Genomic DNA, 23,121 nt, shown 5'->3' with positions numbered 1-23,121 from the left:
GTAAACGCGTTTAACAGAAGAGTGATTTATGGCTGCAACCAAGCCTGCATTTAACCCTCCGGGTAAAAAAGGTGACATGATTTTCGGCGCGCTGGTCAAACTGGCTGCGCTGATTGTGCTATTGCTGCTGGGCGGCATTATCGTGTCTCTGATTTTCTCCTCCTGGCCGAGCATTCAGAAATTCGGTTTCTCCTTTCTGTGGACCAAAGAGTGGGACGCGCCGAACGATATCTACGGTGCGCTGGTGCCGATTTACGGTACGCTGGTGACCTCGTTCATCGCCCTGCTGATTGCGGTTCCGGTAAGCTTCGGTATTGCGCTGTTCCTGACGGAACTGGCGCCGGGCTGGCTGCGTCGCCCGCTGGGTATTGCCATCGAACTGCTGGCGGCCATCCCAAGTATCGTATACGGCATGTGGGGCCTGTTTATCTTTGCGCCGCTGTTTGCCACGTACTTCCAGGAGCCGGTAGGTAATGTTCTCTCCGCCGTTCCGTTTGTGGGAGCCCTGTTCTCTGGCCCGGCATTCGGTATCGGTATTCTGGCGGCAGGTGTGATCCTCGCCATCATGATTATTCCGTACATTGCGGCGGTAATGCGCGATGTCTTCGAACAAACCCCGGTGATGATGAAAGAGTCGGCCTACGGCATCGGCTGTACCACCTGGGAAGTTATCTGGCGCATTGTCCTTCCGTTCACCAAAAATGGGGTGATCGGCGGCGTAATGCTGGGCTTAGGTCGCGCGCTGGGTGAAACTATGGCGGTCACCTTTATCATCGGTAACACCTACCAGCTCGATAGCGCTTCACTCTATATGCCGGGTAACAGTATTACCTCCGCGCTGGCAAACGAATTTGCCGAAGCGGAATCCGGGCTTCACGTCGCAGCGCTGATGGAACTGGGTCTGATTCTGTTCGTTATCACCTTCATTGTTCTGGCGATTTCCAAGCTGATGATCCTGCGTCTCGCGAAAAATGAGGGGGCACGCTGATGGCAACTCTCGAAATGCAAAGCACCGCTCAGCTTGCCGAATCCCGCCGCAAAATGCAGGCGAAGCGTCGTTTTAAAAACCGCATTGCGCTGACGCTTTCCATGGCAACGATGGCATTCGGCCTGTTCTGGCTGATCTGGATCCTGATGTCCACCATCACCCGTGGTATTGATGGAATGTCTCTGGCGCTGTTCACCGAGATGACGCCGCCGCCAAATACGGCGGGAGGTGGTCTGGCGAACGCCCTGGCGGGCAGCGGCCTGCTGATCCTGTGGGCGACCGTTTTCGGTACGCCGCTGGGCATCATGGCCGGCATCTACCTGGCCGAGTACGGGCGTAAATCCTGGCTGGCAGAGGTTATTCGCTTCATTAACGACATCCTGCTTTCCGCTCCGTCGATTGTCGTGGGCCTGTTTGTTTACACCATCGTAGTCGCGCAAATGGAACACTTCTCCGGCTGGGCGGGCGTAATTGCGCTGGCGCTGCTGCAGGTGCCTATCGTCATTCGTACCACCGAAAACATGCTGAAACTGGTGCCGGATAGCCTGCGTGAAGCAGCTTACGCGCTGGGTACGCCGAAATGGAAAATGATTTCTGCGATCACCCTCAAAGCGTCGGTCTCCGGGATCATGACCGGTATCCTGCTGGCTATCGCCCGTATTGCCGGTGAAACGGCACCGCTGCTGTTTACTGCCCTCTCCAACCAGTTCTGGAGCACGGACATGATGCAGCCGATCGCCAACCTGCCGGTGACGATCTTTAAATTTGCGATGAGCCCATTCGCGGAATGGCAGCAGCTGGCCTGGGCCGGGGTGCTGATCATCACCCTTTGCGTACTGTTGCTGAACATTCTGGCGCGCGTCATTTTCGCGAAGAAGAAACACGGTTAATTTTTTACGGCGCGGCAGCTCGCGGCGTCGAATGAGGAAATGAGTCAATGAGTATGGTTGATACTGCCCCGGGTAAGATTCAGGTTCGTGATTTGAACTTCTACTACGGCAAATTCCATGCCCTGAAGAACATCAACCTGGATATCGCGAAGAACCAGGTCACGGCATTCATCGGTCCGTCTGGCTGTGGCAAGTCCACGCTGCTGCGTACCTTTAACAAAATGTATTCGCTCTATCCGGAGCAGCGCGCTGAAGGTGAAATTATCCTGGATGGCGAAAACATTCTGACCCAGGCCCAGGATATCGCCCTGCTGCGTGCCAAAGTGGGCATGGTGTTCCAGAAACCGACGCCGTTCCCGATGTCCATCTATGACAATATCGCGTTTGGCGTTCGCCTGTTTGAGAAGCTCTCCCGTGCGGACATGGACGAGCGCGTGCAGTGGGCATTGACCAAGGCCGCATTATGGAACGAAACCAAAGATAAACTTCATCAGAGCGGGTACTCTCTCTCCGGTGGTCAACAGCAGCGTCTGTGCATTGCGCGCGGTATCGCCATTCGCCCGGAAGTGTTGCTGTTGGATGAGCCGTGCTCAGCGCTGGACCCGATCTCAACCGGCCGTATTGAAGAGCTGATCACCGAGCTGAAGCAGGATTACACCGTGGTTATCGTGACCCACAACATGCAGCAGGCTGCGCGTTGCTCAGATCACACGGCGTTTATGTACCTGGGCGAGTTGATTGAGTTCAGCGATACGGACGCGCTGTTCACCCGGCCCGCGAAGAAACAAACCGAAGATTATATTACTGGCCGCTACGGTTGATTTGCCTTAGTGCATGTGGAGAAACCATGGACAACCTCAATCTTAATAAACACATTTCAGGCCAGTTCAACGCAGAGCTGGAAAGCATTCGCACCCAGGTGATGACCATGGGTGGCATGGTTGAGCAGCAGCTTTCTGATGCGATTACGGCAATGCATAACCAGGACAGCGAGCTGGCGAAGCGCGTCATCGAAGGCGACCATAACGTCAACATGATGGAAGTGGCGATCGACGAAGCCTGCGTGCGTATTATCGCCAAGCGTCAGCCGACCGCGAGCGACCTGCGTCTGGTAATGGCGATCATTAAAACCATCGCCGAGCTGGAACGTATTGGTGACGTGGCGGATAAAATCTGCCGCACCGCGCTGGAGAAGTTTTCCCAGCAGCATCAGCCGCTGCTGGTGAGCCTGGAGTCGCTGGGCCGCCACACTGTGCAGATGCTGCACGACGTGCTGGATGCCTTTGCGCGTATGGATCTGGATGAAGCGGTGCGTATCTACCGTGAAGACAAGAAAGTCGACCAGGAGTATGAAGGCATTGTGCGTCAGCTGATGACCTACATGATGGAAGATTCCCGTACCATCCCAAGCGTGCTGACGGCCCTGTTCTGCGCGCGCTCTATCGAGCGTATCGGCGACCGCTGCCAGAACATTTGCGAATATATTTTCTACTTCGTGAAGGGACAGGACTTCCGTCACGTGGGCGGCGACGAGCTGGACAAGCTGCTGGCGGGTAAAGATCCGAAAGAGTGATGTTTGTGGCGGGTGGCGCTGGCGCTTACCCGCCCTACGTTAGCTTAACGCGTAATATCCCACCCGCGTGCCTTCCACAACTCTGGCAATTGCGCCAGATCGGTAAAGGTCGTCACTTTTGGATGATCGATCGGCTTGTTGTGCGGATCGGCACAGAAGTAAAACACCTCCATCCCCGCATCAATCCCCGACTGGGCGCCCGCAGGCGAGTCATCCACCAGAATGCAGTTCTCCACGTTGACGTTCATCGCTTTCGCCGCGTGGAACATCAGGGCCGGATCGGGCTTCCAGTGCTGGATATCGTAGCCGCTGAACAGTTTTTCCGGAAAGTGGTGCAGCATTTCAAGCTTGCCCAGTGAATGCTGCATTTTGCTGACCGGACCGTTGGAAACTACGCAGATTGGCACCGTCATCGCATCCAGCAGCGCGTTAGCCCCGGCAATAACTTCCAGTTCTGAGTCGAAGAGGCGTGCGACCTCGGCGCGGTACACCGGTTCCAGCTCCGCTTTCGCCAGATCCACCCCGTGCTCTTCGTTAATGATGTCGATGATCTCGTACAGCTTCACGCCCTTAAAGCGTTTGAACACCTCTTCGAGATCGAGCGTAATGCCAAATTCCTGGAACATGGCGACATACGCGCGGGAACAAATGACCTCACTGTCGACCAGCGTACCGTCACAGTCGAAAAATACCGCTTCAATTCCGGACATGCTCTTCCCTTTTAACAAGTTTAACGTTTACGTACGACAGATTTACGAGACGCAATCGTTGCCGTATAAGCATAATCAATGAAAAAAGTATCCCGTAACCGCCACTATTGTCGCATTTTGGTATAGGATAGCGACGAATTTTCCCTCCTTGTTCGGAAATTGATGATGAGTCAACAACACACAACCCAGACATCTGGTCAGGGTCTGCTTGAGCGCGTATTCAAACTGCGCGAGCACGGCACAACGGCACGCACCGAAGTTATCGCCGGTTTTACTACCTTCCTGACGATGGTCTATATCGTTTTTGTGAATCCGCAAATTCTGGGCGTCGCTGGCATGGACACCAGCGCCGTCTTTGTTACCACCTGCCTGATTGCGGCGCTTGGCAGCATCCTGATGGGCGTTTTCGCTAACCTGCCTGTGGCGCTGGCACCCGCTATGGGCCTGAATGCGTTCTTCGCGTTCGTGGTGGTTCAGGCGATGGGCCTGCCGTGGCAGGTTGGTATGGGCGCTATCTTCTGGGGTGCGGTCGGCCTGCTGCTGCTGACCATCTTCCGCGTCCGCTACTGGATGATTGCCAATATCCCGGTGAGCCTGCGCGTGGGTATCACCAGCGGTATCGGTCTGTTCATCGGCATGATGGGGCTGAAAAACGCCGGTGTGATCGTGGCGAACCCGGAAACGCTGGTGAGCATCGGTAACCTGACCTCGCACAGCGTGCTGCTGGGCGTGCTGGGCTTCTTCATCATCGCGATCCTGGCGTCGCGCAACATCCACGCTGCGGTGCTGGTCTCTATCATCGTGACCACGCTGCTGGGCTGGATGCTGGGTGACGTGCATTACAGCGGTATTGTCTCTGCGCCGCCGAGCGTCTCAACCGTGATTGGTCACGTTGACCTGGCGGGTTCCCTGAACCTGGGCCTGGCGGGCGTGATCTTCTCCTTCATGCTGGTCAACCTGTTTGACTCCTCCGGTACGCTGATTGGCGTGACGGACAAAGCGGGTCTGGCTGACGAGAAAGGCAAATTCCCGCGCATGAAGCAGGCGCTGTATGTGGACAGCATCTCGTCCGTGGCGGGTTCTTTCATCGGCACCTCGTCTGTTACCGCTTACATTGAATCCTCTTCCGGCGTGTCCGTGGGTGGCCGTACCGGCCTGACGGCGGTGGTGGTGGGTATCCTGTTCCTGCTGGTGATCTTCCTCTCTCCGCTGGCGGGTATGGTTCCACCGTATGCGGCTGCCGGCGCGCTGATTTACGTGGGCGTGCTGATGACCTCGAGCCTGGCGCGCGTGAAGTGGGAAGATTTAACCGAAGCGGTGCCGGCCTTTATTACCGCCGTGATGATGCCGTTCAGCTTCTCGATCACCGAAGGTATCGCGCTGGGCTTTATCTCTTACTGCGTAATGAAGATCGGTACCGGCCGCTTCCGCGAACTCAGCCCGTGCGTGATTATCGTTGCGCTGCTGTTTGTGTTGAAGATTGTGTTTATTGACGCGCACTAAGGTGCGGTTTGTGTTGTCAGGTGGCGCTTCGCTTACCTGACCTACAGACGAGTGTAGGCCCGGTAAGCGCTAGCGCCACCGGGCTTTTTTATCAGGCTTTAACCCGCTTAATATAATCCCCAAACGCGGTCAGCTGGCCAGAGAGATGGTCACGCGTGCTCTGATCCACCACTTCACCCGTCTGCGGGTCGACCTTGTTTTGAATCACACCGCCCATAAATTCCGGCTTGTTCATCACCATCGCATCCAGGAACACCAGAATCTGACGCAGGTGATACTGGCAGCGTGCGCCACCAATCGCGCCCATTGAGCTGGTCTGGATCAGCACCGGTTTGCCAGACAGCGGCTGCTCCGGTAAACGGGATAACCAGTCAATGGCGTTCTTCAGGCCACCCGGAACCGAGTAGTTATACTCCGGCGTGACAATGACCACACCGTCGGCCTGGCGGATCTGCTCGGCTATCGCCTCCACGCTCTGCGGGAACCCCTCTTCCTGCTGGACATCTGCATCATACAACGGGATATCGCCAATAGATGGCAGGGCGCTAATTTCCATACCTGCCGGGGCCAGCTGCGGCAGCGTGCGGGCAACCATTCCGTTAAATGAACCTTTGCGCAGGCTTCCCAGTAACGTAACTACTTTCAACGTATCAGACATGATTACTCCTGTTTCATCATGATGACCCTGATTGGATCAGCTATGGGTAAATGCTTTTTCTGCCGGTAAACTGGTTAAACGCATCAGGCGTGCGGCGGGCTCGTTGGCGCGCTCGGGCACATCAGGAAGGCTACGCCATCCCTGTTGACTGTCAAATTCCCAGATTTTCATGCGTTCGATGGCGGGGGTCACCGCGATGGACCAAATAAGCACATCCTCTGCGTCGCAGAGCGCTTCTACCAGCGTGGCCTGGGTGGCGCGCAAACGTCCGGAGCCAGGCAACAGCTGCAGCAGGCTGGCGTCGTCTGAGGCGCATCCGCAGAGCTTGCGAATGCTCTGGCGCAGGGTAATGAGCTGGGCTCTGGCTTCGACAGGATCGTTCTGGTTGCGTACCCACAGCTTCTCATTGCTGGAGAGCGGATAGTCTTCATGCGCATTAGCGCCATGGAAGCTGCGCGTCGCGCGCTGAAGTTCCATGTCGAGCCCGCAATCCCCTTCGGTGGTCAGCGCGACCCCAATGATATTGCCCGTGTAGGCAATGGAAAAACGAGGGAGTTCCGGGTCAGCAAAGACCGGGCGGCCTTCTGGTTGCGTGACGATCTCCGGCAGTTCGCTGGTGCCGTACAGCATAAACAGCAGTTCTGCGAGAAGTGCTCTCGAGGCTAAAAACCGCGTCCTGCGGTGTTCGGGGAGTTTGAGCGCCTCACTGTGACAGGCTGAAGAGAGTCTGGCCGATACGAGACGTCCTTCTGTAAGTATCCCTCTTGCAAAGTGCGTTGCCATTTTTCGCTCCTTGATAATGGTCGTAATCGGTTAAACGGTTACATGATTATCGCTTAACTTGACTCCTGTTTTAATCAGTAAATCGGAGTAAGAGAAGCCTGAAGGCCGAACTTTACATTTTCTTAGGCAAAAATTGGATCGCTGCCACCGTACAACGCCTTGATGGTCTCCCGCAGCCAGAGGATTTTCGGATTATGGCTGTTCCGTTTATGCCAGATCAGCGTGAAGGGAACGGTCAGCTTTTCAGCCTGCGCTTCGTCAATGGGAATAGGAAGCGCGATCAGCTTCCGCTGGTGGAGTTCATTGTAGTGGCGGCAGTAGTGGGGAGCCGTGGCGATATAGTTATGGCCGGGCTGCGCCGCCATAAACATCGACTGCTCAAAGCCCGGCAAACACATAGCAATGTTTCTCTCCCGCCCCATCTCTTTTAGCACCTCATCCAGCGCCCAGGTGTCGCTCCGTTCCCAGAAGATACTGATATGGGGATAGCGCAGGAAGGTTTCCAGATTCCACTCCTCCTGCAGAGCGGGGTGGTCCTCACGCAAATAGACGTATGGACGGTCGCTAAACAGGATTTCGTAGTCGATAAACCACGGCATCAGCTTCAGCAGTTCACGCGAGCGCGGGTGGGTTTCGCGACCGGTGAAGCCAACGTCCACTTCCCCGCGCGTAATGGCGTCCAGCGAGTCGTAATCCCAGTGACGCATCTTCACCGTCGCCTGCGGATAACGCTGGTTCACCTGCTCAAGCAGGGCGTTAAAGCGGATGAGCATCAGCGGCGTTTCGGCGGCCAGCACAAACGTCAGCCCGCCAGGCGAATCATGGTGAGATTTATCGAGGATCTGGTTGCCGATCTGCATCCAGTCGGCCAAATCCTGCTCCAGGCTGACTGTCAGCGGCGTAGGCAGCAGCCCTAACGGCGTTTTGACAAACAGCGGGTCGTCAAACCAGTCGCGCAGCCTGGCCAGCGATTTACTCACCGCCGACGGCGTCACGTTCATCCGCTTTGCGGCTTTGGTGACGCTGCGCTCCTGCAGCAAAAGCTGCAGGCAAAGCAACAGGTTAAGATCGAGACTGCTGATGGGCTTCTTCATACTGTGCCGCGGGCTGGATGACCATAAGTAAGGTGATGCAGACTATGCTACAGCCAATCAGAATCCCGATCAGCATATTGAGCGCGTTAAGTCCGATGACCGCCGCCAGCCATATCCACAGAGACGAACCGCAGACCTGCGCGATCCCCAGGACCGAGCTTGCTACGCCTGCCCGCAGCGAGAACGGGCCGAGCGCCTGACTCATCGCCACGCCAAAGCCAACCGAGAACCCGGCACAGATGAGCGTAATGCCCCCCAGCATCACCGCATGTGAGCTGGTGGTCGCCAGGATCGCGCCTGCGGCGAGGAATAAAACCTGTGAGGTCAGCATCAGCGTGCGCTGGCGGAAGATATTCAGCGCAAACGGGGTGGAGAAAGATACTGCCATACTGACCATAGCGGTTAATGCCATCACCGTGGAATACTCACCGCGATCGAAACCCATGGTCTCCATCAGCAATACCGGGGAAACGTTTACATACGTCAGGATCACCGCCACGCTTAACGTGGTTACGGCCAGACGGCTGAGGAAAAAGCGATTGAGAAGTTTCTCTGCCGGATGAATGGTCGCGGTATGGCTGGGATTCTGCGAGCCCGGGTGGGTCTCTTTCAGTACGGCGATCGACAGCACAAAGACCAGGGCGCCCATTGCAGCCATGGTCCAGAAAAGGCTCTGCCACGGGAATTTCAGCATGATCAGATAGCCTACAACCGGTGCCAGGACCGGAATGATGCAGGTTATCCCGTTCAGCATGGAGAGCACTTTAGCACGGCGCTGGGCGCTTAAGGTGTCGCGCAAAATGGCAAACGCCACCACGTAACAGCCGCCGGCACCAATGCCCTGGATGAACCTTCCTGCCAGGAACAAGGTGCTGTTCTGTGCCTGTGAGCAGAGAAGAGAGGCCAGGGCAAAGATGATGGCTCCGGTTATTGCGACGGGCTGACGGCCAGCCTTATCCGCGATCTTCCCGGCAAAGACCATCGACGACGCCATTCCTGCGAGGTAGGCCGAAAACGCGATGTGCAGCTGCGCTTCGCTGGCACCCAGATCGCGGGCGATGTGCGGTAATCCCACCAGATACATATCAATACCCGACGGATAAAGTAGAACTAATGCGAAACTACAAAACAGAAAACGCGCCATAAACCCCCCATAAATGCAGGCAAGCAGAATAGGGGGTGAAAAGGGTTAAAGCGAGTTGCCATTTGGACAATGGTGATTTCCTGAGAGGAAATCACCATCAATTAGCGGAAACTATTTACCAATACAGAAGCTCGAGAAAATCCTGCCCAGCAGATCGTCCGACGTGAACTCCCCGGTGATCTCGCTCAGATTCTGCTGTGCCAGACGCAGCTCTTCCGCCAGCAGTTCACCCGCCCACGCACCAATCAGCTGCGCTTTGCCCTGGTCAAGATGGCGTGCCGCCTCTTCCAGCGCCTGCAGGTGACGGCGACGCGCCAGGAAGCCACCTTCCATGCTGGTGTCAAAGCCCATGCTCTGCTTGAGATGGTTACGCAGGGCTTCCACGCCTTCCCCTGTACGCGCTGAAAGGCGAATAAGTGAGTGACCATTCACATCGCTGATGCCCAGCGTTTCGCCGGTCACGTCCGCTTTGTTACGCACTACGGTGATCGGCAGCTTGGCCGGCAGACGGGCGATAAAGTCCGGCCAGATCTCCGCCGGATCGACGGCGTCGGTCGTGGTGCCGTCCACCATAAACAGCACGCGGTCGGCCTGCTCGATTTCCTGCCAGGCGCGCTCGATACCGATGCGCTCAACCTCGTCGCTGGCATCGCGCAGACCCGCGGTATCGATAATGTGCAGCGGCATCCCGTCGATGTGGATGTGCTCGCGCAGCACGTCGCGGGTGGTCCCGGCAATGTCGGTTACGATTGCCGCTTCACGGCCCGCCAGGGCGTTCAGCAGGCTCGATTTTCCGGCGTTAGGGCGACCAGCAATGACGACCTTCATCCCTTCACGCAGCAGGCTGCCCTGACGCGCTTCGGCGCGTACCGCGTCGAGATCGTTCATCACCTGGTTCAGCTGGGCTTCGATTTTACCGTCAGAGAGGAAGTCGATCTCCTCGTCCGGGAAGTCGATAGCCGCTTCGACATAGATTCGCAGGTGAGTAAGTGCTTCCACAAGATGATTTACGCGTGCGGAAAACGCGCCCTGCAACGAGTTCAGCGCGGAGCGGGCCGCCTGTTCGGAGCTGGCGTCGATCAGGTCAGCAATCGCTTCGGCCTGCGCCAGGTCGAGCTTGTCGTTCAGGAACGCACGCTCGGAGAATTCGCCCGGCTTCGCAATGCGCAGGCCAGGCAGGGTCAGAATACGTTTTAACAGCAGGTCGAGGATCACCGGACCGCCGTGGCCCTGAAGTTCCAGCACGTCTTCGCCGGTAAAGGAGTTCGGGCCGGGGAACCACAGCGCGATGCCCTGGTCCAGCGGGGTGCCGTCGGCATCTTTAAACGGCAGATAATCAGCGTAGCGCGGCTTTGGCAGTTTACCCAGCACCGCTTCGGCCACCTCACGCGCCTTCAGGCCGGAGATACGCAGAATGCCTACACCACCGCGTCCCGGTGGGGTTGCCTGGGCGACGATAGTGTCGTTATGGCTCATGGTTGCTCTCGTTCAATACAAATAAAAAAGGCGGTCAATCGACCGCCCTTATTTTAGCGTTAACTTACCGAATCAGGACTTTTTCTTTTCGCGGCTATGCAGGCCACGTTTTTCCAGACCACGGTAAATCAGCTGCTGCTGGATGATGGTCACCAGGTTGCTGACAATATAGTACAGCACCAGACCTGACGGGAACCACAGGAAGAACACGGTGAAGATGACCGGCATAAAGGTCATGATCTTCTGCTGCATCGGGTCGGTCACGGTGGTCGGAGACATCTTCTGGATGAAGAACATCGTCACGCCCATCAGGATCGGCAGGATGTAGTACGGGTCCTGTGCGGACAGGTCATGGATCCACAGGGCGAACGGCGCGTGGCGCAGCTCAACGGAACCCATCAGCATGTAGTACAGCGCTAGGAAGATTGGCATCTGAATCAGCAGCGGGAAGCAACCACCCAGTGGGTTTACTTTCTCTGCTTTATACAGGGCCATCATCTCCTGGCTCTGACGCTGTTTATCATCGCCCAGACGCTCACGCATAGCCTGAATCTTCGGCTGTAGCATACGCATCTTCGCCATGGAGGTGTACTGCGCTTTCGTCAGCGGGTACATGATGCCACGAACGATAAAGGTGATAACGATGATGGAGAAGCCCCAGTTACCCAGGAAGCTGTGGATGAACTTCAGCAGCTTAAACAGCGGCTGAGAGATGAACCACAACCAGCCGTAATCAACGGTCAGATCCAGGTGCGGCGCGACGGCAGCCATTTTGTCCTGAATTTCCGGGCCGACCCACAGGGTGCTTGCCAGCTTACCGGTTTGACCCGGCTGAACCAGAACAGGCTGTGATTTGTAGCCGATGGCTGCAATACCGTTGCCCAGGTTCGCGGTGTAGAAGTTATTCGTACCGTCGTTATTCGGGATCCACGCTGTCGCGAAATACTGCTGCAGCATTGCGACCCAACCGCCTTTGGAGCTGACGTTCAGGTTTTCGTTATCGGCAATGGTGTCGAATTTGTATTTCTCGTACTTCGCATCAGGCGTGGAGTACGCCGCGCCACGGAAGGTATGCAGCGCAAAGTTGCTGCTTCCGGTGTCACGGTGTGACGGCAGATTGATGGACTGCTTCAGCTGACCGAAGGTAGACAGTTCCAGCGGTTTCGCACCGGCGTTCTGTACGCTGTAGCCCACGTTCACCGCATACTCACCGCGTTTCAGGGTGAAGGTTTTGGTGAAGGTGTTGCCTGCCGCGTCGGTGTAGGTCATCGGGATAACGAGTTCGTTCTGGCCATCAGCCAGTACAAAGGTGTCGTTCTCGACGTTATACAGTGGACGCGCACCGTTAGCCGGGTTGTCCGGGCCATCACGACCGGTCAGGCCGCTCTGCGCCTGATACAGGAACTCCGGTGTGGTTTCCAGTAACTGGAACGGTTCGTTAGACTTCAGCTCTTTCGGGTAGGTCAACAGCAGCGCCTGCTCAACATCACCACCACGGGTGTTGATAGTCAGCTCAAGCACATCGGTCTTAACCGTAATCTGTTTCCCCTGGCCACTGGCCGGTACGCCCTGGTCGGCGGCGCTACCCGCTGCGGTGGTCGTGGTCTGCGTGGTCTGTTGCTGGGGTTGAGGATTTTTATCCTGCTCCCATGCCTGCCAGATCATGAAAGACACGAACAACAAAGCGATGATAAGAAGATTGCGTTGCGAATCCATCGTTAGTGTTCTCTGGTATCAAAAGGTCCTGGGGGGACGGGGTCGTCTCCACCGGGGTGTAAAGGGTGGCATTTTAATACGCGTTTCACCGTCAACCAACTGCCTTTTATCACTCCAAACCTGCGCAATGCCTCAATTCCGTAGCTTGAGCATGTTGGTGTGAAACGGCAGTGCGGCCCGAGTAGCGGACTAATCAGGCGTTGATAGACCCGAATGAGGGCTATCAGGACCCGTGAGCCAGGCGACAGTGGCGGCGCCATAATTTTTCCAACGCTTCCGAGAGAGCACGGTTATCGAGGTCGGCAACCCCTTTTTTAGCCACCACCACGAAATCCATAGAAGGCAGTTCGTGCTGACGTAAACGGAAGCTTTCACGCGTCAGACGTTTAATCCGGTTGCGTTCATGCGCACGCTTAACGTTTTTCTTAGCGACTGTGAGACCGATGCGGGGATGCCCCAGCGAATTTTGGCGGCCGAGGATGGTGATTTGCGGCGTGCCAGCCCGTTGTGGCTGCTGGAAGACGAAAGTGAAATGAGTGGGAGTTAACAAACGTAACTCCCTGGGAAATGCTAGCTTAACCACTCAGGGGTTAGCTTTGTTACTTGGAAACGGTCAGACGAGCGCGGCCTTTAGCACGACGACGTGCCAGAACCTGACGACCATTTTTAGTAGCCATACGAGCACGGAAGCCGTGAGAACGGTTGCGCTTCAGTACAGACGGTTGAAAAGTGCGTTTCATGGCGATTTCTACCTAAACTTGAAAAAATTCATGACTTTTGCGGATGCCCGACCGAGTTTCGAATGACGGACGCCGAAGCCGTGGGTGATTAAAGAGGCCGGATTGTAATAATTGTACACTCCGGAGTCAATTCTCTTTCCTTATTTCCCGCGTATTTCCGCACGATTTCGCGTGGAAAATGAGCAACGGACGACGCAGGAAGATGAGCATCACGCGCCGGGTCGAGGATTATACGGCCTCGCCAACAAAGCGCAAGGATCGTCCCGGATCTTCGTTAGATCATTTAAGCAATAAATTGTCGCTGCTCATTAAATTTTCCAATATGCGGGCTAAATCGCGGGGCACTCGCGCCAGGATCGTTTACACTTACCCGGTTTCAGATCTTCCTGTGGATAAATCGGGAAGAATCTGTGAGAAACAGAAGATCTCTGGCTCAGTTTACGCTATGATCCGCGGTCCCGATCGGGATCCCAGGATCCTGGTCAGGATAAATTGCAGATAGCAATTCGCACGTCCCCCTTTACGCAGGGTCATGTCGATGTGCGCCAACAATCATGAATATTCAATAGTTTTCTTTTATTGTTCGAGTGGAGTCCGCCGTGTCACTTTCGCTTTGGCAGCAGTGTCTTGCCCGATTGCAGGATGAGTTACCAGCCACAGAATTCAGTATGTGGATCCGCCCGTTGCAGGCGGAGCTGAGCGATAACACGCTGGCTTTGTATGCGCCAAACCGTTTTGTGCTCGATTGGGTAAGAGACAAGTACCTCAATAACATCAATGGCCTGCTGAACGATTTTTGCGGGTCAGATGTCCCACAGCTGCGTTTTGAAGTGGGCACAAAGCCGGTCACCCAAACCGTTCGTGAAACCGTAAATGTAGCCGCGCCCGCTCAGGCTGTTCCGGCTCCGGCGCCTCGCGTTGCACCTGCTCGTCAGGGCTGGGATAACGTCCCTGCCCCCGCAGAGCCAACTTACCGCTCTAACGTTAACGTGAAACACACGTTCGATAACTTCGTTGAAGGTAAGTCGAACCAGCTGGCGCGCGCGGCAGCCCGTCAGGTTGCCGATAACCCCGGCGGTGCTTACAACCCGCTGTTCCTGTATGGCGGCACGGGTCTCGGTAAAACCCACCTGCTGCATGCGGTAGGTAACGGCATTATGGCGCGCAAGCCCAACGCGAAAGTGGTGTATATGCACTCCGAGCGCTTCGTTCAGGACATGGTAAAAGCCTTGCAAAACAATGCGATCGAAGAGTTTAAACGCTACTACCGTTCCGTTGACGCGCTGCTGATCGATGACATCCAGTTCTTTGCCAATAAAGAACGATCGCAGGAAGAGTTTTTCCACACCTTTAACGCCCTGCTGGAAGGCAATCAGCAGATCATTTTGACCTCGGATCGTTATCCTAAAGAGATCAACGGTGTTGAAGATCGTCTCAAATCCCGCTTCGGCTGGGGCCTCACCGTGGCGATCGAGCCACCGGAGCTGGAAACCCGCGTCGCGATCCTAATGAAGAAAGCCGATGAGAACGACATACGCCTGCCGGGTGAAGTGGCGTTCTTCATCGCCAAGCGCCTGCGCTCCAACGTGCGTGAGCTGGAAGGGGCGCTGAACCGCGTTATCGCCAATGCCAACTTCACCGGTCGTGCGATCACCATCGATTTTGTGCGTGAAGCACTGCGCGATTTGTTGGCATTGCAGGAAAAACTGGTCACCATCGACAATATTCAAAAGACGGTGGCTGAGTACTACAAGATCAAAGTGGCAGATTTACTGTCTAAACGTCGTTCCCGCTCGGTGGCGCGTCCGCGTCAGATGGCGATGGCGCTGGCAAAGGAGTTAACCAACCACAGTCTGCCGGAAATCGGCGATGCGTTTGGTGGCCGTGACCATACGACCGTGCTGCACGCCTGTCGCAAGATTGAGCAGTTACGCGAAGAAAGCCACGACATAAAAGAAGATTTTTCCAATCTAATCAGAACATTATCATCGTGACGCTATGAAATTTACCGTTGAACGTGAACATTTATTAAAACCGCTGCAACAGGTGAGTGGCCCATTAGGCGGCCGCCCAACGCTGCCTATTCTCGGAAACCTGCTGCTTCAGGTCGCGGACGGTACGCTGTCGCTGACCGGTACAGATCTGGAAATGGAAATGATCGCGCGCGTTACGTTGACGCAGCCGCACGACGCGGGCGCGACCACGGTTCCGGCACGTAAATTCTTTGATATCTGCCGCGGGTTGCCGGAAGGCGCTGAAATCGCCGTGCAGCTGGAGGGCGACCGCATGCTGGTGCGCTCTGGCCGCAGCCGTTTCTCGCTCTCCACGCTACCCGCTGCGGACTTCCCGAACCTGGACGACTGGCAGAGTGAAGTTGAATTCACTCTTCCGCAGGCGACGATGAAGCGTCTGATTGAAGCCACGCAGTTCTCCATGGCGCATCAGGACGTTCGTTACTACTTAAACGGCATGCTGTTCGAAACCGAAGGTGAAGAGCTGCGTACCGTCGCCACCGACGGCCACCGTCTGGCGGTCTGTTCCATGCCGATTGGCGACTCGCTGCCGAACCATTCGGTGATCGTACCGCGTAAAGGCGTGATTGAACTGATGCGTATGCTCGACGGCGGTGACACGCCGCTGCGGGTGCAGATTGGCAGCAATAATATCCGTGCCCACGTGGGCGATTTTGTCTTCACTTCGAAGCTGGTTGATGGCCGTTTCCCGGATTATCGCCGCGTATTGCCGAAGAACCCGGACAAAACGCTGGAAGCGGGCTGCGATAGCCTCAAGCAGGCGTTTGCCCGCGCGGCCATTCTCTCGAACGAGAAATTCCGCGGCGTGCGCCTGTACGTGAGTGAAAACCAGATCAAAATCACCGCCAACAACCCGGAGCAGGAAGAGGCAGAAGAGATTCTGGACGTCACCTACGCCGGGGCTGAGATGGAAATCGGCTTCAACGTCAGCTACGTGCTGGATGTGCTGAACGCGCTGAAATGCGAGAACGTGCGCATCCTGCTGACCGACTCCGTTTCAAGCGTACAGATTGAAGATGCGGCCAGCCAAAGCGCGGCTTATGTTGTCATGCCAATGAGACTGTAATGTCGCTCACCCGTCTGTTGATCCGCGACTTTCGCAATATCGAAAGCGCGGATCTCGCTTTATCCCCCGGCTTTAACTTCCTGGTTGGCGCGAACGGCAGCGGCAAAACCAGCGTGCTGGAAGCCATCTATACGCTCGGCCATGGCCGGGCGTTTCGCAGTTTGCAGATTGGTCGCGTCATTCGCCACGAGCAGGAATCCTTTGTTCTGCACGGGCGTTTGCAGGGCGCAGAGCGGGAAACTGCCATCGGCCTGACCAAAGACAAGCAGGGCGATAGCAAGGTGCGCATCGACGGCACCGACGGCCATAAGGTGGCGGAGCTGGCGTTGCTGATGCCAATGCAGCTGATTACGCCCGAGGGGTTTACTTTACTCAACGGCGGCCCCAAATACAGAAGAGCGTTCCTCGACTGGGGATGCTTTCACAATGAAGCCGGTTTCTTTAACGCCTGGAGCAACCTGAAGCGTTTGCTTAAACAGCGTAACGCCGCGTTGCGCCAGGTCACGCGCTACGCCCAGCTGCGTCCGTGGGACATGGAACTCATCCCTCTTGCGGAACAGATAAGCCGCTGGCGTGCCGAATACAGCGCGGGTATCGCCGAAGATATGGCCGACACCTGCAAACAGTTTTTACCCGAGTTCTCTCTCACCTTCTCCTTTCAGCGTGGCTGGGAGAAAGAGACGGATTATGCCGAGGTGTTAGAGAGAAGCTTCGAGCGCGATCGGATGTTGACCTACACCGCGCACGGCCCGCACAAGGCGGATTTCCGCATTCGTGCCGACGGTGCGCCGGTGGAAGACACGCTGTCGCGCGGGCAGCTCAAGCTCCTGATGTGCGCGCTACGCCTGGCGCAGGGGGAGTTCCTCACTCGCGAGAGCGGACGACGCTGCCTGTACCTGATAGATGATTTTGCCTCGGAACTTGACGACGCGCGGCGCGGGCTGCTTGCCAGCCGCTTAAAAGCCACGCAGTCGCAGGTTTTCGTCAGCGCCATTAGCGCTGAACACGTTATGGACATGTCGGACGAAAATTCGAAGATGTTTACCGTGGAAAAGGGTAAAATAACGGATTAACCCAAGTTGAAATGAGCGAGAAACGTTGATGTCGAATTCTTATGACTCCTCCAGTATCAAAGTCCTGAAAGGGCTGGATGCGGTGCGTAAGCGCCCGGGTATGTATATCGGCGACACGGATGACGGCACCGGTCTGCACCACATGGTATTCGAGGTGGTAGATAACGCTATCGACGAAGCGCTCGCGGGTCACTGTAAAGACATCGTGGTCACCATCCATGCGGACAACTCCGTCTCCGTTACCGATGACGGCCGTGGCATCCCGACCGGTATTCACCCGGAAGAGGGCGTCTCTGCTGCGGAAGTGATCATGACCGTACTGCACGCAGGCGGTAAGTTCGACGATAACTCCTATAAGGTTTCCGGCGGCCTGCACGGCGTAGGCGTTTCCGTAGTAAACGCCCTGTCGCAAAAGCTGGAGCTGGTTATTCAGCGCGAAGGCAAAATTCACCGTCAGATCTATCAGCACGGCGTGCCTGAGGCCCCGCTGGCCGTTACCGGTGATACCGATAAAACCGGTACCATGGTGCGTTTCTGGCCGAGCCTTGAAACCTTCACCAACGTCACTGAATTCGAGTACGACATTCTGGCGAAGCGCCTGCGTGAACTGTCGTTCCTGAACTCCGGCGTCTCTATTCGCCTGCGCGACAAACGCGACAATAAAGAAGACCACTTCCACTACGAAGGCGGTATCAAGGCGTTTGTTGAGTATCTGAACAAGAACAAAACGCCAATTCACCCAAATATCTTCTACTTCTCCACCGAAAAAGACGGTATCGGCGTGGAAGTGGCGCTGCAGTGGAACGACGGTTTCCAGGAAAATATCTACTGCTTTACCAACAACATTCCACAGCGCGACGGCGGTACTCACCTTGCGGGCTTCCGCGCGGCGATGACCCGTACCCTGAACGCCTACATGGACAAAGAAGGCTACAGCAAAAAAGCGAAAGTCAGCGCCACCGGTGATGACGCCCGTGAAGGCCTGATTGCCGTGGTCTCCGTGAAGGTGCCGGATCCGAAGTTCTCCTCACAGACCAAAGACAAGCTGGTTTCTTCTGAGGTGAAATCGGCGGTTGAGCAGCAGATGAACGAACTGCTGAGCGAATACCTGCTGGAAAACCCGAACGATGCGAAAATCGTGGTGGGCAAAATTATCGATGCGGCACGTGCCCGTGAAGCGGCGCGTAAAGCCCGTGAAATGACCCGTCGTAAAGGCGCGCTGGACCTGGCAGGCCTGCCGGGCAAGCTGGCTGACTGTCAGGAACGCGACCCGGCACTGTCTGAACTGTACCTCGTGGAAGGGGACTCCGCGGGCGGTTCTGCGAAGCAGGGCCGTAACCGTAAGAACCAGGCGATCCTGCCGCTGAAGGGTAAAATCCTCAACGTTGAGAAAGCGCGCTTCGATAAGATGCTCTCTTCTCAGGAAGTGGCGACGCTCATCACCGCGCTCGGCTGCGGCATTGGCCGCGACGAGTACAACCCGGACAAGCTGCGCTATCACAGCATCATCATCATGACCGATGCGGACGTCGACGGCTCGCACATCCGTACGCTGCTGTTGACCTTCTTCTATCGTCAGATGCCTGAAATCGTTGAGCGCGGCCACGTCTACATTGCGCAGCCGCCGCTGTACAAAGTGAAGAAAGGTAAGCAGGAACAGTACATTAAAGATGACGACGCGATGGATCAGTACCAAATCGCGATCGCCCTTGATGGCGCGACCCTGCACGCGAACTCCAGCGCGCCGGCACTGGCAGGCGAGCCGCTGGAGCGTCTGGTCTCCGAGTTCAACGCCACGCAGAAAATGATTGGCCGTATGGAACGCCGCTATCCAAAAGCGCTGCTGAAGGAGCTGGTCTATCAGCCAACCCTGACCGAAGCCGATCTGAGCAACGAGCAGGCCGTGACCCGCTGGGTGAATACCCTGGTGAGCGAGCTGAACGAGAAAGAGCAGCACGGCAGCCAGTGGAAGTTCGACGTTCAACAGAATGCGGCACAGCAGTTTGAGCCGATTGTTCGCGTGCGTACTCACGGCGTCGACACCGACTACCCGCTGGAGCACGAATTCGTGACCGGCCCGGAATACCGCCGTATCTGCACCCTCGGCGAGAAGCTGCGCGGCCTGATCGAAGAAGATGCGTTTATCGAACGTGGCGAGCGTCGTCAGCCGGTAGCAAGCTTCGAGCAGGCGCTGGACTGGCTGGTGAAAGAATCCCGTCGCGGTCTGTCTATCCAGCGTTATAAAGGTCTGGGCGAAATGAACCCGGATCAGCTGTGGGAAACCACCATGGATCCGGAAAGCCGTCGCATGCTGCGCGTCACCGTTAAAGACGCGATTGCTGCGGATCAGCTGTTCACCACCCTGATGGGCGATGCGGTAGAACCACGTCGTGCGTTCATTGAAGAGAACGCGCTGAAAGCGGCGAATATCGATATTTAACAGTCGCTATCCCGCATGAAAACTGGCCGCGCTTTTAGCGCGGCTTTTTTATGGGCGCAGGAATGTCCAGCGACATCGCCGCCGGTAAACGGCTCGCCAGCGCATCTATGGCCATTCTTACCCTTAGCGGCAGGTACGGCGTCTGTTGCCAGACGGCATGGACGTCAAAATGGACATCCGGCGCCTGCTTAAAGAGCGGGACAAGCTTTCCCTGATGAATTTCTTTGATGGCCATCCAGCAGGGGAGCCAGGCAATGCCGTGCCCGGTCACCGCCGCGTCGCAGATGGCCTGCAAATCATCCATATTGAGTGATGACCGCGGCGTAAACGTGCGCGGCGTTCCGTCGCTGTCCATAAGCTGCCAGGATAGCACGCGGCCTGCGCGCAGATAGTTAATGGCCGCGTGCCGGGATAAATCATCCACAGCGTCTGGATGACCTCTTTTTTGCAGATAGTCGGGCGAGGCGCACAGGACCATGCGGTGTTCTCCCAGCTTTCTGGCCACCAGCACGCTGCTGTCCTGCAGCGTGCCGTTACGTACCGCCATATCGAAGCCTTCCTCGACCAGATCCACCACGCGGTCGCTGAACGACATTTCAAGCTCAAGCCCAGGGTGTTCCTGCGCCAGTTCAATCAGCAGCGGCGCGACGCACTGGCGCCCAAACAGCACCGGCATGGCAACACGAAGCCGACCGTTGATCTGATGTTTCCCCGTTTCCAGCAGGGATTCCGCGCTCCTGATCTCCTCCAGCGCGCGCAGGCAGCGCTCGTAGAACAGGGCGCCGTTATCGGTGAGCCGCTGGCTGCGGGTGGTGCGCTGAAACAGCCGCACTCCCAGACGTTCCTCAAGTCGAGCAATGCTTTTACCCACCGCAGAGCGCGACAGGTGCAGGCGAACTGCGGCCTGCGCAAAGCTTCCTGCCTCCACGGCAGCGACAAAAACAGGAATATCTTTCAGCGTATCGGTCACGGTTTGTATCCATTCAGGCGTCAATGAAGAGAAAACTTATCGCCACTGGTGACGAGTAGTCAACGGTAGACTGTCATTACTGAAGCTTATCTGATGGCAGGAGGAAAAAATGACAGAGACAATGCAGCGCTGGTCAATGAACGCCCTCGGGCGCGAAAATCTCAAACTCATTCATGAATCGGTTCCACAGCCAGGCCCCGGTGAGGTTCGCGTACGGGTAAATGCCGTTGCGCTCAACTACCGGGATAAAATGGTCATCGAAGGCACGATGCCGATTCCGCTTTCCTTCCCGTTCACCCCGGCGTCTGACATGGCGGGCGTGGTGGACAGCGTAGGTGAAGGTGTCACGCGTTTCAAACCCGGCGCTCGCGTCATTTCAACCTTCTTCCCGGAGTGGATCGACGGCAAGCCGCAGACAGACGCGCGTGATTTGCCCTACAAAACGTCCGGCGGCTATTTCCAGGGAATGCTGGCCGAATATGTGGTTGTAAATGAAAACGCGCTGGTGGCCTCTCCGGAAACTCTGAATGACGCAGAGGCCAGCACGTTACCCTGCGCAGGGCTTACCGCCTGGTTCGCGCTGGTGGAGCGGGGTCAGCTCCGCGCCGGGCAATCGGTGCTGGTACAGGGGACGGGCGGCGTGGCGATTTTCGCCCTGCAAATTGCAAAAGCGCACGGCGCAGAGGTTATTGTCACGTCCGGGAGCGATGAAAAGCTGGCGCTCGCCAAAAAACTGGGCGCCAGTCAGGGTGTCAACCGCCTGAAAAGTGACTGGGCTGAAGAAGCATTGGCGCTGACTCAGGATCGCGGCATCGACCATATTATCGAAACCGTAGGTGGGGAAAACCTGAAGCATTCCCTGCGTGCCGTTGCCGTTCATGGGCGTATCTCCGTCATTGGCGTGCTGGCCGGGACTGACATTTCGCTGCCTGCTGGTGAGCTGCTGCTGAAATCCCCCGTCATTCAGGGGATTGGCGTGGGACACCGCCGGGCGCTGGAGGATTTCGTCCGCGCTGTTGACGTCACGGGACTGAAGCCGGTGATTGAGCATCGCTACCGTTTTAACGAGCTTGAACAGGCCCTTGAACATCTGGATCGCGGCGCATTCGGTAAAATCGTTCTCACCCGCGAGTAAGTCGTCGTTCCCCGGGATAAGCGTAAAAGGGGGGTTTCTGTTGCGCAATGTAGCTCTATTTTTGTGTGCTTAATCGCGTTAGCATGAGGCAGCACTCATTTATCCCGGGGAACTCATGGCTATCAAACTCATTGCAATCGATATGGACGGCACGCTGCTGCTGCCAGACCACACTATCTCTCCTGCCGTTAAAAACGCGATCGCCGCCGCACGAGCGAAGGGCGTGAATGTGGTTCTGACCACGGGGCGTCCGTATGCGGGCGTACACAGCTACCTGAAAGAGCTGCACATGAATCAGCCGGGCGATTACTGCATCACCTATAACGGCGCGCTGGTGCAGAAAGCCGCAGACGGCAGCACGGTTGCGCAAACTGCGCTGAGCTATGATGACTACCTGTTCCTCGAAAAACTGTCCCGTGAAGTGGGCTCCCACTTCCATGCGCTCGATCGCAATACGCTCTACACCGCCAACCGCGATATCAGCTACTACACGGTGCATGAATCCTACGTTGCGACCATTCCGCTGGTGTTCTGTGAAGCCGAGAAAATGGATCCGGCGACGCAGTTCCTGAAGGTGATGATGATTGACGAGCCGGAGATCCTGGATAAAGCCATCGCGCGCATTCCGGCGGAGGTAAAAGAGAAGTACACCGTGCTGAAAAGTGCGCCGTACTTCCTCGAAATCCTCGATAAACGCGTCAATAAGGGCACCGGCGTGAAATCACTTGCTGATGCGTTAGGGATTAAGCAGGAAGAAATCATGGCGCTCGGCGACCAGGAGAACGACATCGCGATGATTGAATTCGCGGGCGTTGGCGTGGCAATGGATAACGCCATTCCTTCGGTGAAAGAGGTGGCTGATTTCGTCACAAAATCTAACCTCGAAGATGGCGTTGCCTACGCGATCGAGAAGTTTGTGCTGCAGTAACGCTTATTTTCAATCATCAGCCCCGGTTATCAACCGGGGCTTTTTTTTGCCCTGAATTTATCGAATTGTTCTTTTTGTGATCTTGATTGTAGTACAACATAAATTGATTGTACTACATTGTCACCACGGCAAAGAAGAATGGCCTCACGTTTGTACTGCAAAAGTGAGGCGAAATTCAGCGGTCGCGGTAAAGTAGTGATG

At 56.1% G+C, this 23,121-nt stretch carries 22 protein-coding genes; 11 read left to right on the top strand and 11 right to left on the bottom strand.

All coding sequences use genetic code 11. The features are described from left to right. Positions 1–28: 28 nt before the first annotated feature. Genes pstC through phoU form a run of 4 tightly spaced genes read left to right on the top strand, consistent with a single transcriptional unit; the run spans position 29 to position 3,451 of the window. Positions 29–988: a phosphate ABC transporter permease PstC gene (gene pstC, locus INF73_RS20070; protein ID WP_028014924.1), complete on the top strand. Its 960-nt coding sequence runs from the start codon at positions 29–31 to the stop codon at positions 986–988. Then, the gene (gene pstA, locus INF73_RS20065; RefSeq protein ID WP_014881893.1) at positions 988–1,878 is read left to right on the top strand and encodes a phosphate ABC transporter permease PstA; all 891 of its coding nucleotides are present in this window, start codon (positions 988–990) and stop codon (positions 1,876–1,878) included. The genes pstC and pstA overlap by 1 nt, the downstream gene beginning before the upstream one ends. A 47-nt stretch (positions 1,879–1,925) precedes the next feature. Beyond that, complete coding sequence (pstB, locus tag INF73_RS20060; RefSeq protein ID WP_010426574.1) at positions 1,926–2,699, top strand: phosphate ABC transporter ATP-binding protein PstB; 774 nt, start codon at positions 1,926–1,928, stop codon at positions 2,697–2,699. Positions 2,700–2,725: 26 nt separating this feature from the next. Beyond that, positions 2,726–3,451: a phosphate signaling complex protein PhoU gene (gene phoU / locus INF73_RS20055; RefSeq protein ID WP_003861153.1), complete on the top strand. Its 726-nt coding sequence runs from the start codon at positions 2,726–2,728 to the stop codon at positions 3,449–3,451. 44 nt (positions 3,452–3,495) lie between these two features. Here the strand turns inward: phoU and yieH are convergent, their stop codons facing one another. Further along, positions 3,496–4,161, bottom strand: coding sequence for a 6-phosphogluconate phosphatase (gene yieH / locus INF73_RS20050; RefSeq protein ID WP_193541045.1), 666 nt, complete (start codon positions 4,159–4,161; stop codon positions 3,496–3,498). 165 nt (positions 4,162–4,326) lie between these two features. Here yieH and adeP point away from each other — a divergent pair, with 165 nt between their 5' ends. Then, positions 4,327–5,664 carry an adenine permease AdeP gene (adeP, locus tag INF73_RS20045; protein WP_028014926.1) on the top strand — a complete coding sequence of 446 codons (1,338 nt, stop codon included), beginning with the start codon at positions 4,327–4,329 and terminating at the stop codon, positions 5,662–5,664. 91 nt (positions 5,665–5,755) lie between these two features. On the opposite strand, the gene INF73_RS20040 is transcribed toward adeP, so the two are convergent. The 9 genes from INF73_RS20040 to rpmH all read right to left on the bottom strand — a co-directional run bounded on the left by INF73_RS20040 (position 5,756) and on the right by rpmH (position 13,275). Next, positions 5,756–6,322, bottom strand: a complete 567-nt coding sequence (locus INF73_RS20040; protein WP_003861147.1) for an NADPH-dependent FMN reductase — start codon at positions 6,320–6,322, stop codon at positions 5,756–5,758. Between the two features lie 36 nt (positions 6,323–6,358). Further along, entirely contained in the window at positions 6,359–7,105 is a 747-nt protein-coding gene (locus tag INF73_RS20035) for a 4'-phosphopantetheinyl transferase superfamily protein (RefSeq protein WP_126327368.1), read from the bottom strand. 122 nt (positions 7,106–7,227) lie between these two features. Beyond that, a complete protein-coding gene (gene yidZ / locus INF73_RS20030; RefSeq protein WP_028014928.1) occupies positions 7,228–8,199 on the bottom strand; it encodes an HTH-type transcriptional regulator YidZ in 972 nt (323 codons plus the stop codon). Further along, a complete protein-coding gene (locus tag INF73_RS20025; protein ID WP_193541047.1) occupies positions 8,168–9,343 on the bottom strand; it encodes an MFS transporter in 1,176 nt (391 codons plus the stop codon). Before INF73_RS20025 ends, yidZ begins: the two co-directional genes overlap by 32 nt. Before the next feature lie 111 nt (positions 9,344–9,454). Then, positions 9,455–10,819, bottom strand: coding sequence for a tRNA uridine-5-carboxymethylaminomethyl(34) synthesis GTPase MnmE (mnmE, locus tag INF73_RS20020; protein WP_100171161.1), 1,365 nt, complete (start codon positions 10,817–10,819; stop codon positions 9,455–9,457). A 72-nt stretch (positions 10,820–10,891) separates the two neighbouring features. Further along, on the bottom strand, positions 10,892–12,535 hold the full coding sequence (gene yidC / locus INF73_RS20015; RefSeq protein WP_028014931.1) for a membrane protein insertase YidC: 1,644 nt from the start codon (positions 12,533–12,535) through the stop codon (positions 10,892–10,894). Between the two features lie 2 nt (positions 12,536–12,537). After that, entirely contained in the window at positions 12,538–12,795 is a 258-nt protein-coding gene (gene yidD, locus INF73_RS20010) for a membrane protein insertion efficiency factor YidD (RefSeq protein WP_001307474.1), read from the bottom strand. Next, the gene (rnpA, locus tag INF73_RS20005) at positions 12,759–13,118 is read right to left on the bottom strand and encodes a ribonuclease P protein component (RefSeq protein WP_014072458.1); all 360 of its coding nucleotides are present in this window, start codon (positions 13,116–13,118) and stop codon (positions 12,759–12,761) included. Before rnpA ends, yidD begins: the two co-directional genes overlap by 37 nt. 16 nt (positions 13,119–13,134) lie before the next feature. Beyond that, positions 13,135–13,275, bottom strand: coding sequence for a 50S ribosomal protein L34 (gene rpmH, locus INF73_RS20000; protein ID WP_000831330.1), 141 nt, complete (start codon positions 13,273–13,275; stop codon positions 13,135–13,137). A gap of 599 nt (positions 13,276–13,874) precedes the next feature. Between rpmH and dnaA the strand changes: the two genes are divergently transcribed. The 4 genes from dnaA to gyrB are packed head-to-tail and all read left to right on the top strand — an operon-like array spanning position 13,875 to position 19,887. Beyond that, positions 13,875–15,269: a chromosomal replication initiator protein DnaA gene (dnaA, locus tag INF73_RS19995; RefSeq protein WP_032644944.1), complete on the top strand. Its 1,395-nt coding sequence runs from the start codon at positions 13,875–13,877 to the stop codon at positions 15,267–15,269. Between the two features lie 4 nt (positions 15,270–15,273). Beyond that, on the top strand, positions 15,274–16,374 hold the full coding sequence (gene dnaN / locus INF73_RS19990; RefSeq protein WP_008500170.1) for a DNA polymerase III subunit beta: 1,101 nt from the start codon (positions 15,274–15,276) through the stop codon (positions 16,372–16,374). Then, on the top strand, positions 16,374–17,447 hold the full coding sequence (recF, locus tag INF73_RS19985) for a DNA replication/repair protein RecF (RefSeq protein WP_045260850.1): 1,074 nt from the start codon (positions 16,374–16,376) through the stop codon (positions 17,445–17,447). Before dnaN ends, recF begins: the two co-directional genes overlap by 1 nt. Before the next feature lie 28 nt (positions 17,448–17,475). Further along, positions 17,476–19,887, top strand: a complete 2,412-nt coding sequence (gene gyrB / locus INF73_RS19980) for a DNA topoisomerase (ATP-hydrolyzing) subunit B (protein WP_048961458.1) — start codon at positions 17,476–17,478, stop codon at positions 19,885–19,887. 34 nt (positions 19,888–19,921) lie between these two features. Here the strand turns inward: gyrB and INF73_RS19975 are convergent, their stop codons facing one another. Then, entirely contained in the window at positions 19,922–20,857 is a 936-nt protein-coding gene (locus INF73_RS19975; RefSeq protein ID WP_045630889.1) for a LysR family transcriptional regulator, read from the bottom strand. Positions 20,858–20,966: 109 nt separating this feature from the next. Between INF73_RS19975 and INF73_RS19970 the strand changes: the two genes are divergently transcribed. Then, positions 20,967–21,992 (top strand): NAD(P)-dependent alcohol dehydrogenase, encoded by a 1,026-nt coding sequence (locus tag INF73_RS19970; protein WP_193541048.1) that lies wholly within the window; start codon positions 20,967–20,969, stop codon positions 21,990–21,992. A 115-nt stretch (positions 21,993–22,107) separates the two neighbouring features. Then, positions 22,108–22,920, top strand: a complete 813-nt coding sequence (gene yidA / locus INF73_RS19965; RefSeq protein WP_047363227.1) for a sugar-phosphatase — start codon at positions 22,108–22,110, stop codon at positions 22,918–22,920. Positions 22,921–23,121 lie beyond the last annotated feature (201 nt).

The organism is Enterobacter cloacae complex sp. P6RS (genome assembly GCF_014982245.1).
In the GTDB taxonomy this organism is placed as follows: Bacteria; Pseudomonadota; Gammaproteobacteria; order Enterobacterales; family Enterobacteriaceae; genus Enterobacter; species Enterobacter bugandensis.
This window is presented reverse-complemented; position numbering and strand designations above follow the sequence as displayed.

What these genes read in the sequence shown, in the direction of transcription:
- gyrB (WP_048961458.1), top strand. Translation starts at nt 17,476, where the DNA reads ATGTCGAATTCTTATGACTCCTCCAGTATCAAAGTCCTGAAAGGGCTG.
- INF73_RS20040 (WP_003861147.1), bottom strand. Translation starts at nt 6,322, where the DNA reads ATGTCTGATACGTTGAAAGTAGTTACGTTACTGGGAAGCCTGCGCAAA.
- phoU (WP_003861153.1), top strand. Translation starts at nt 2,726, where the DNA reads ATGGACAACCTCAATCTTAATAAACACATTTCAGGCCAGTTCAACGCA.
- mnmE (WP_100171161.1), bottom strand. Translation starts at nt 10,819, where the DNA reads ATGAGCCATAACGACACTATCGTCGCCCAGGCAACCCCACCGGGACGC.
- pstA (WP_014881893.1), top strand. Translation starts at nt 988, where the DNA reads ATGGCAACTCTCGAAATGCAAAGCACCGCTCAGCTTGCCGAATCCCGC.
- yidA (WP_047363227.1), top strand. Translation starts at nt 22,108, where the DNA reads ATGGCTATCAAACTCATTGCAATCGATATGGACGGCACGCTGCTGCTG.
- adeP (WP_028014926.1), top strand. Translation starts at nt 4,327, where the DNA reads ATGAGTCAACAACACACAACCCAGACATCTGGTCAGGGTCTGCTTGAG.
- INF73_RS19970 (WP_193541048.1), top strand. Translation starts at nt 20,967, where the DNA reads ATGACAGAGACAATGCAGCGCTGGTCAATGAACGCCCTCGGGCGCGAA.
- pstB (WP_010426574.1), top strand. Translation starts at nt 1,926, where the DNA reads ATGAGTATGGTTGATACTGCCCCGGGTAAGATTCAGGTTCGTGATTTG.
- yidD (WP_001307474.1), bottom strand. Translation starts at nt 12,795, where the DNA reads ATGGCGCCGCCACTGTCGCCTGGCTCACGGGTCCTGATAGCCCTCATT.
- rpmH (WP_000831330.1), bottom strand. Translation starts at nt 13,275, where the DNA reads ATGAAACGCACTTTTCAACCGTCTGTACTGAAGCGCAACCGTTCTCAC.
- INF73_RS20025 (WP_193541047.1), bottom strand. Translation starts at nt 9,343, where the DNA reads ATGGCGCGTTTTCTGTTTTGTAGTTTCGCATTAGTTCTACTTTATCCG.
- recF (WP_045260850.1), top strand. Translation starts at nt 16,374, where the DNA reads ATGTCGCTCACCCGTCTGTTGATCCGCGACTTTCGCAATATCGAAAGC.
- yidC (WP_028014931.1), bottom strand. Translation starts at nt 12,535, where the DNA reads ATGGATTCGCAACGCAATCTTCTTATCATCGCTTTGTTGTTCGTGTCT.
- yidZ (WP_028014928.1), bottom strand. Translation starts at nt 8,199, where the DNA reads ATGAAGAAGCCCATCAGCAGTCTCGATCTTAACCTGTTGCTTTGCCTG.
- pstC (WP_028014924.1), top strand. Translation starts at nt 29, where the DNA reads ATGGCTGCAACCAAGCCTGCATTTAACCCTCCGGGTAAAAAAGGTGAC.
- dnaN (WP_008500170.1), top strand. Translation starts at nt 15,274, where the DNA reads ATGAAATTTACCGTTGAACGTGAACATTTATTAAAACCGCTGCAACAG.
- INF73_RS20035 (WP_126327368.1), bottom strand. Translation starts at nt 7,105, where the DNA reads ATGGCAACGCACTTTGCAAGAGGGATACTTACAGAAGGACGTCTCGTA.
- yieH (WP_193541045.1), bottom strand. Translation starts at nt 4,161, where the DNA reads ATGTCCGGAATTGAAGCGGTATTTTTCGACTGTGACGGTACGCTGGTC.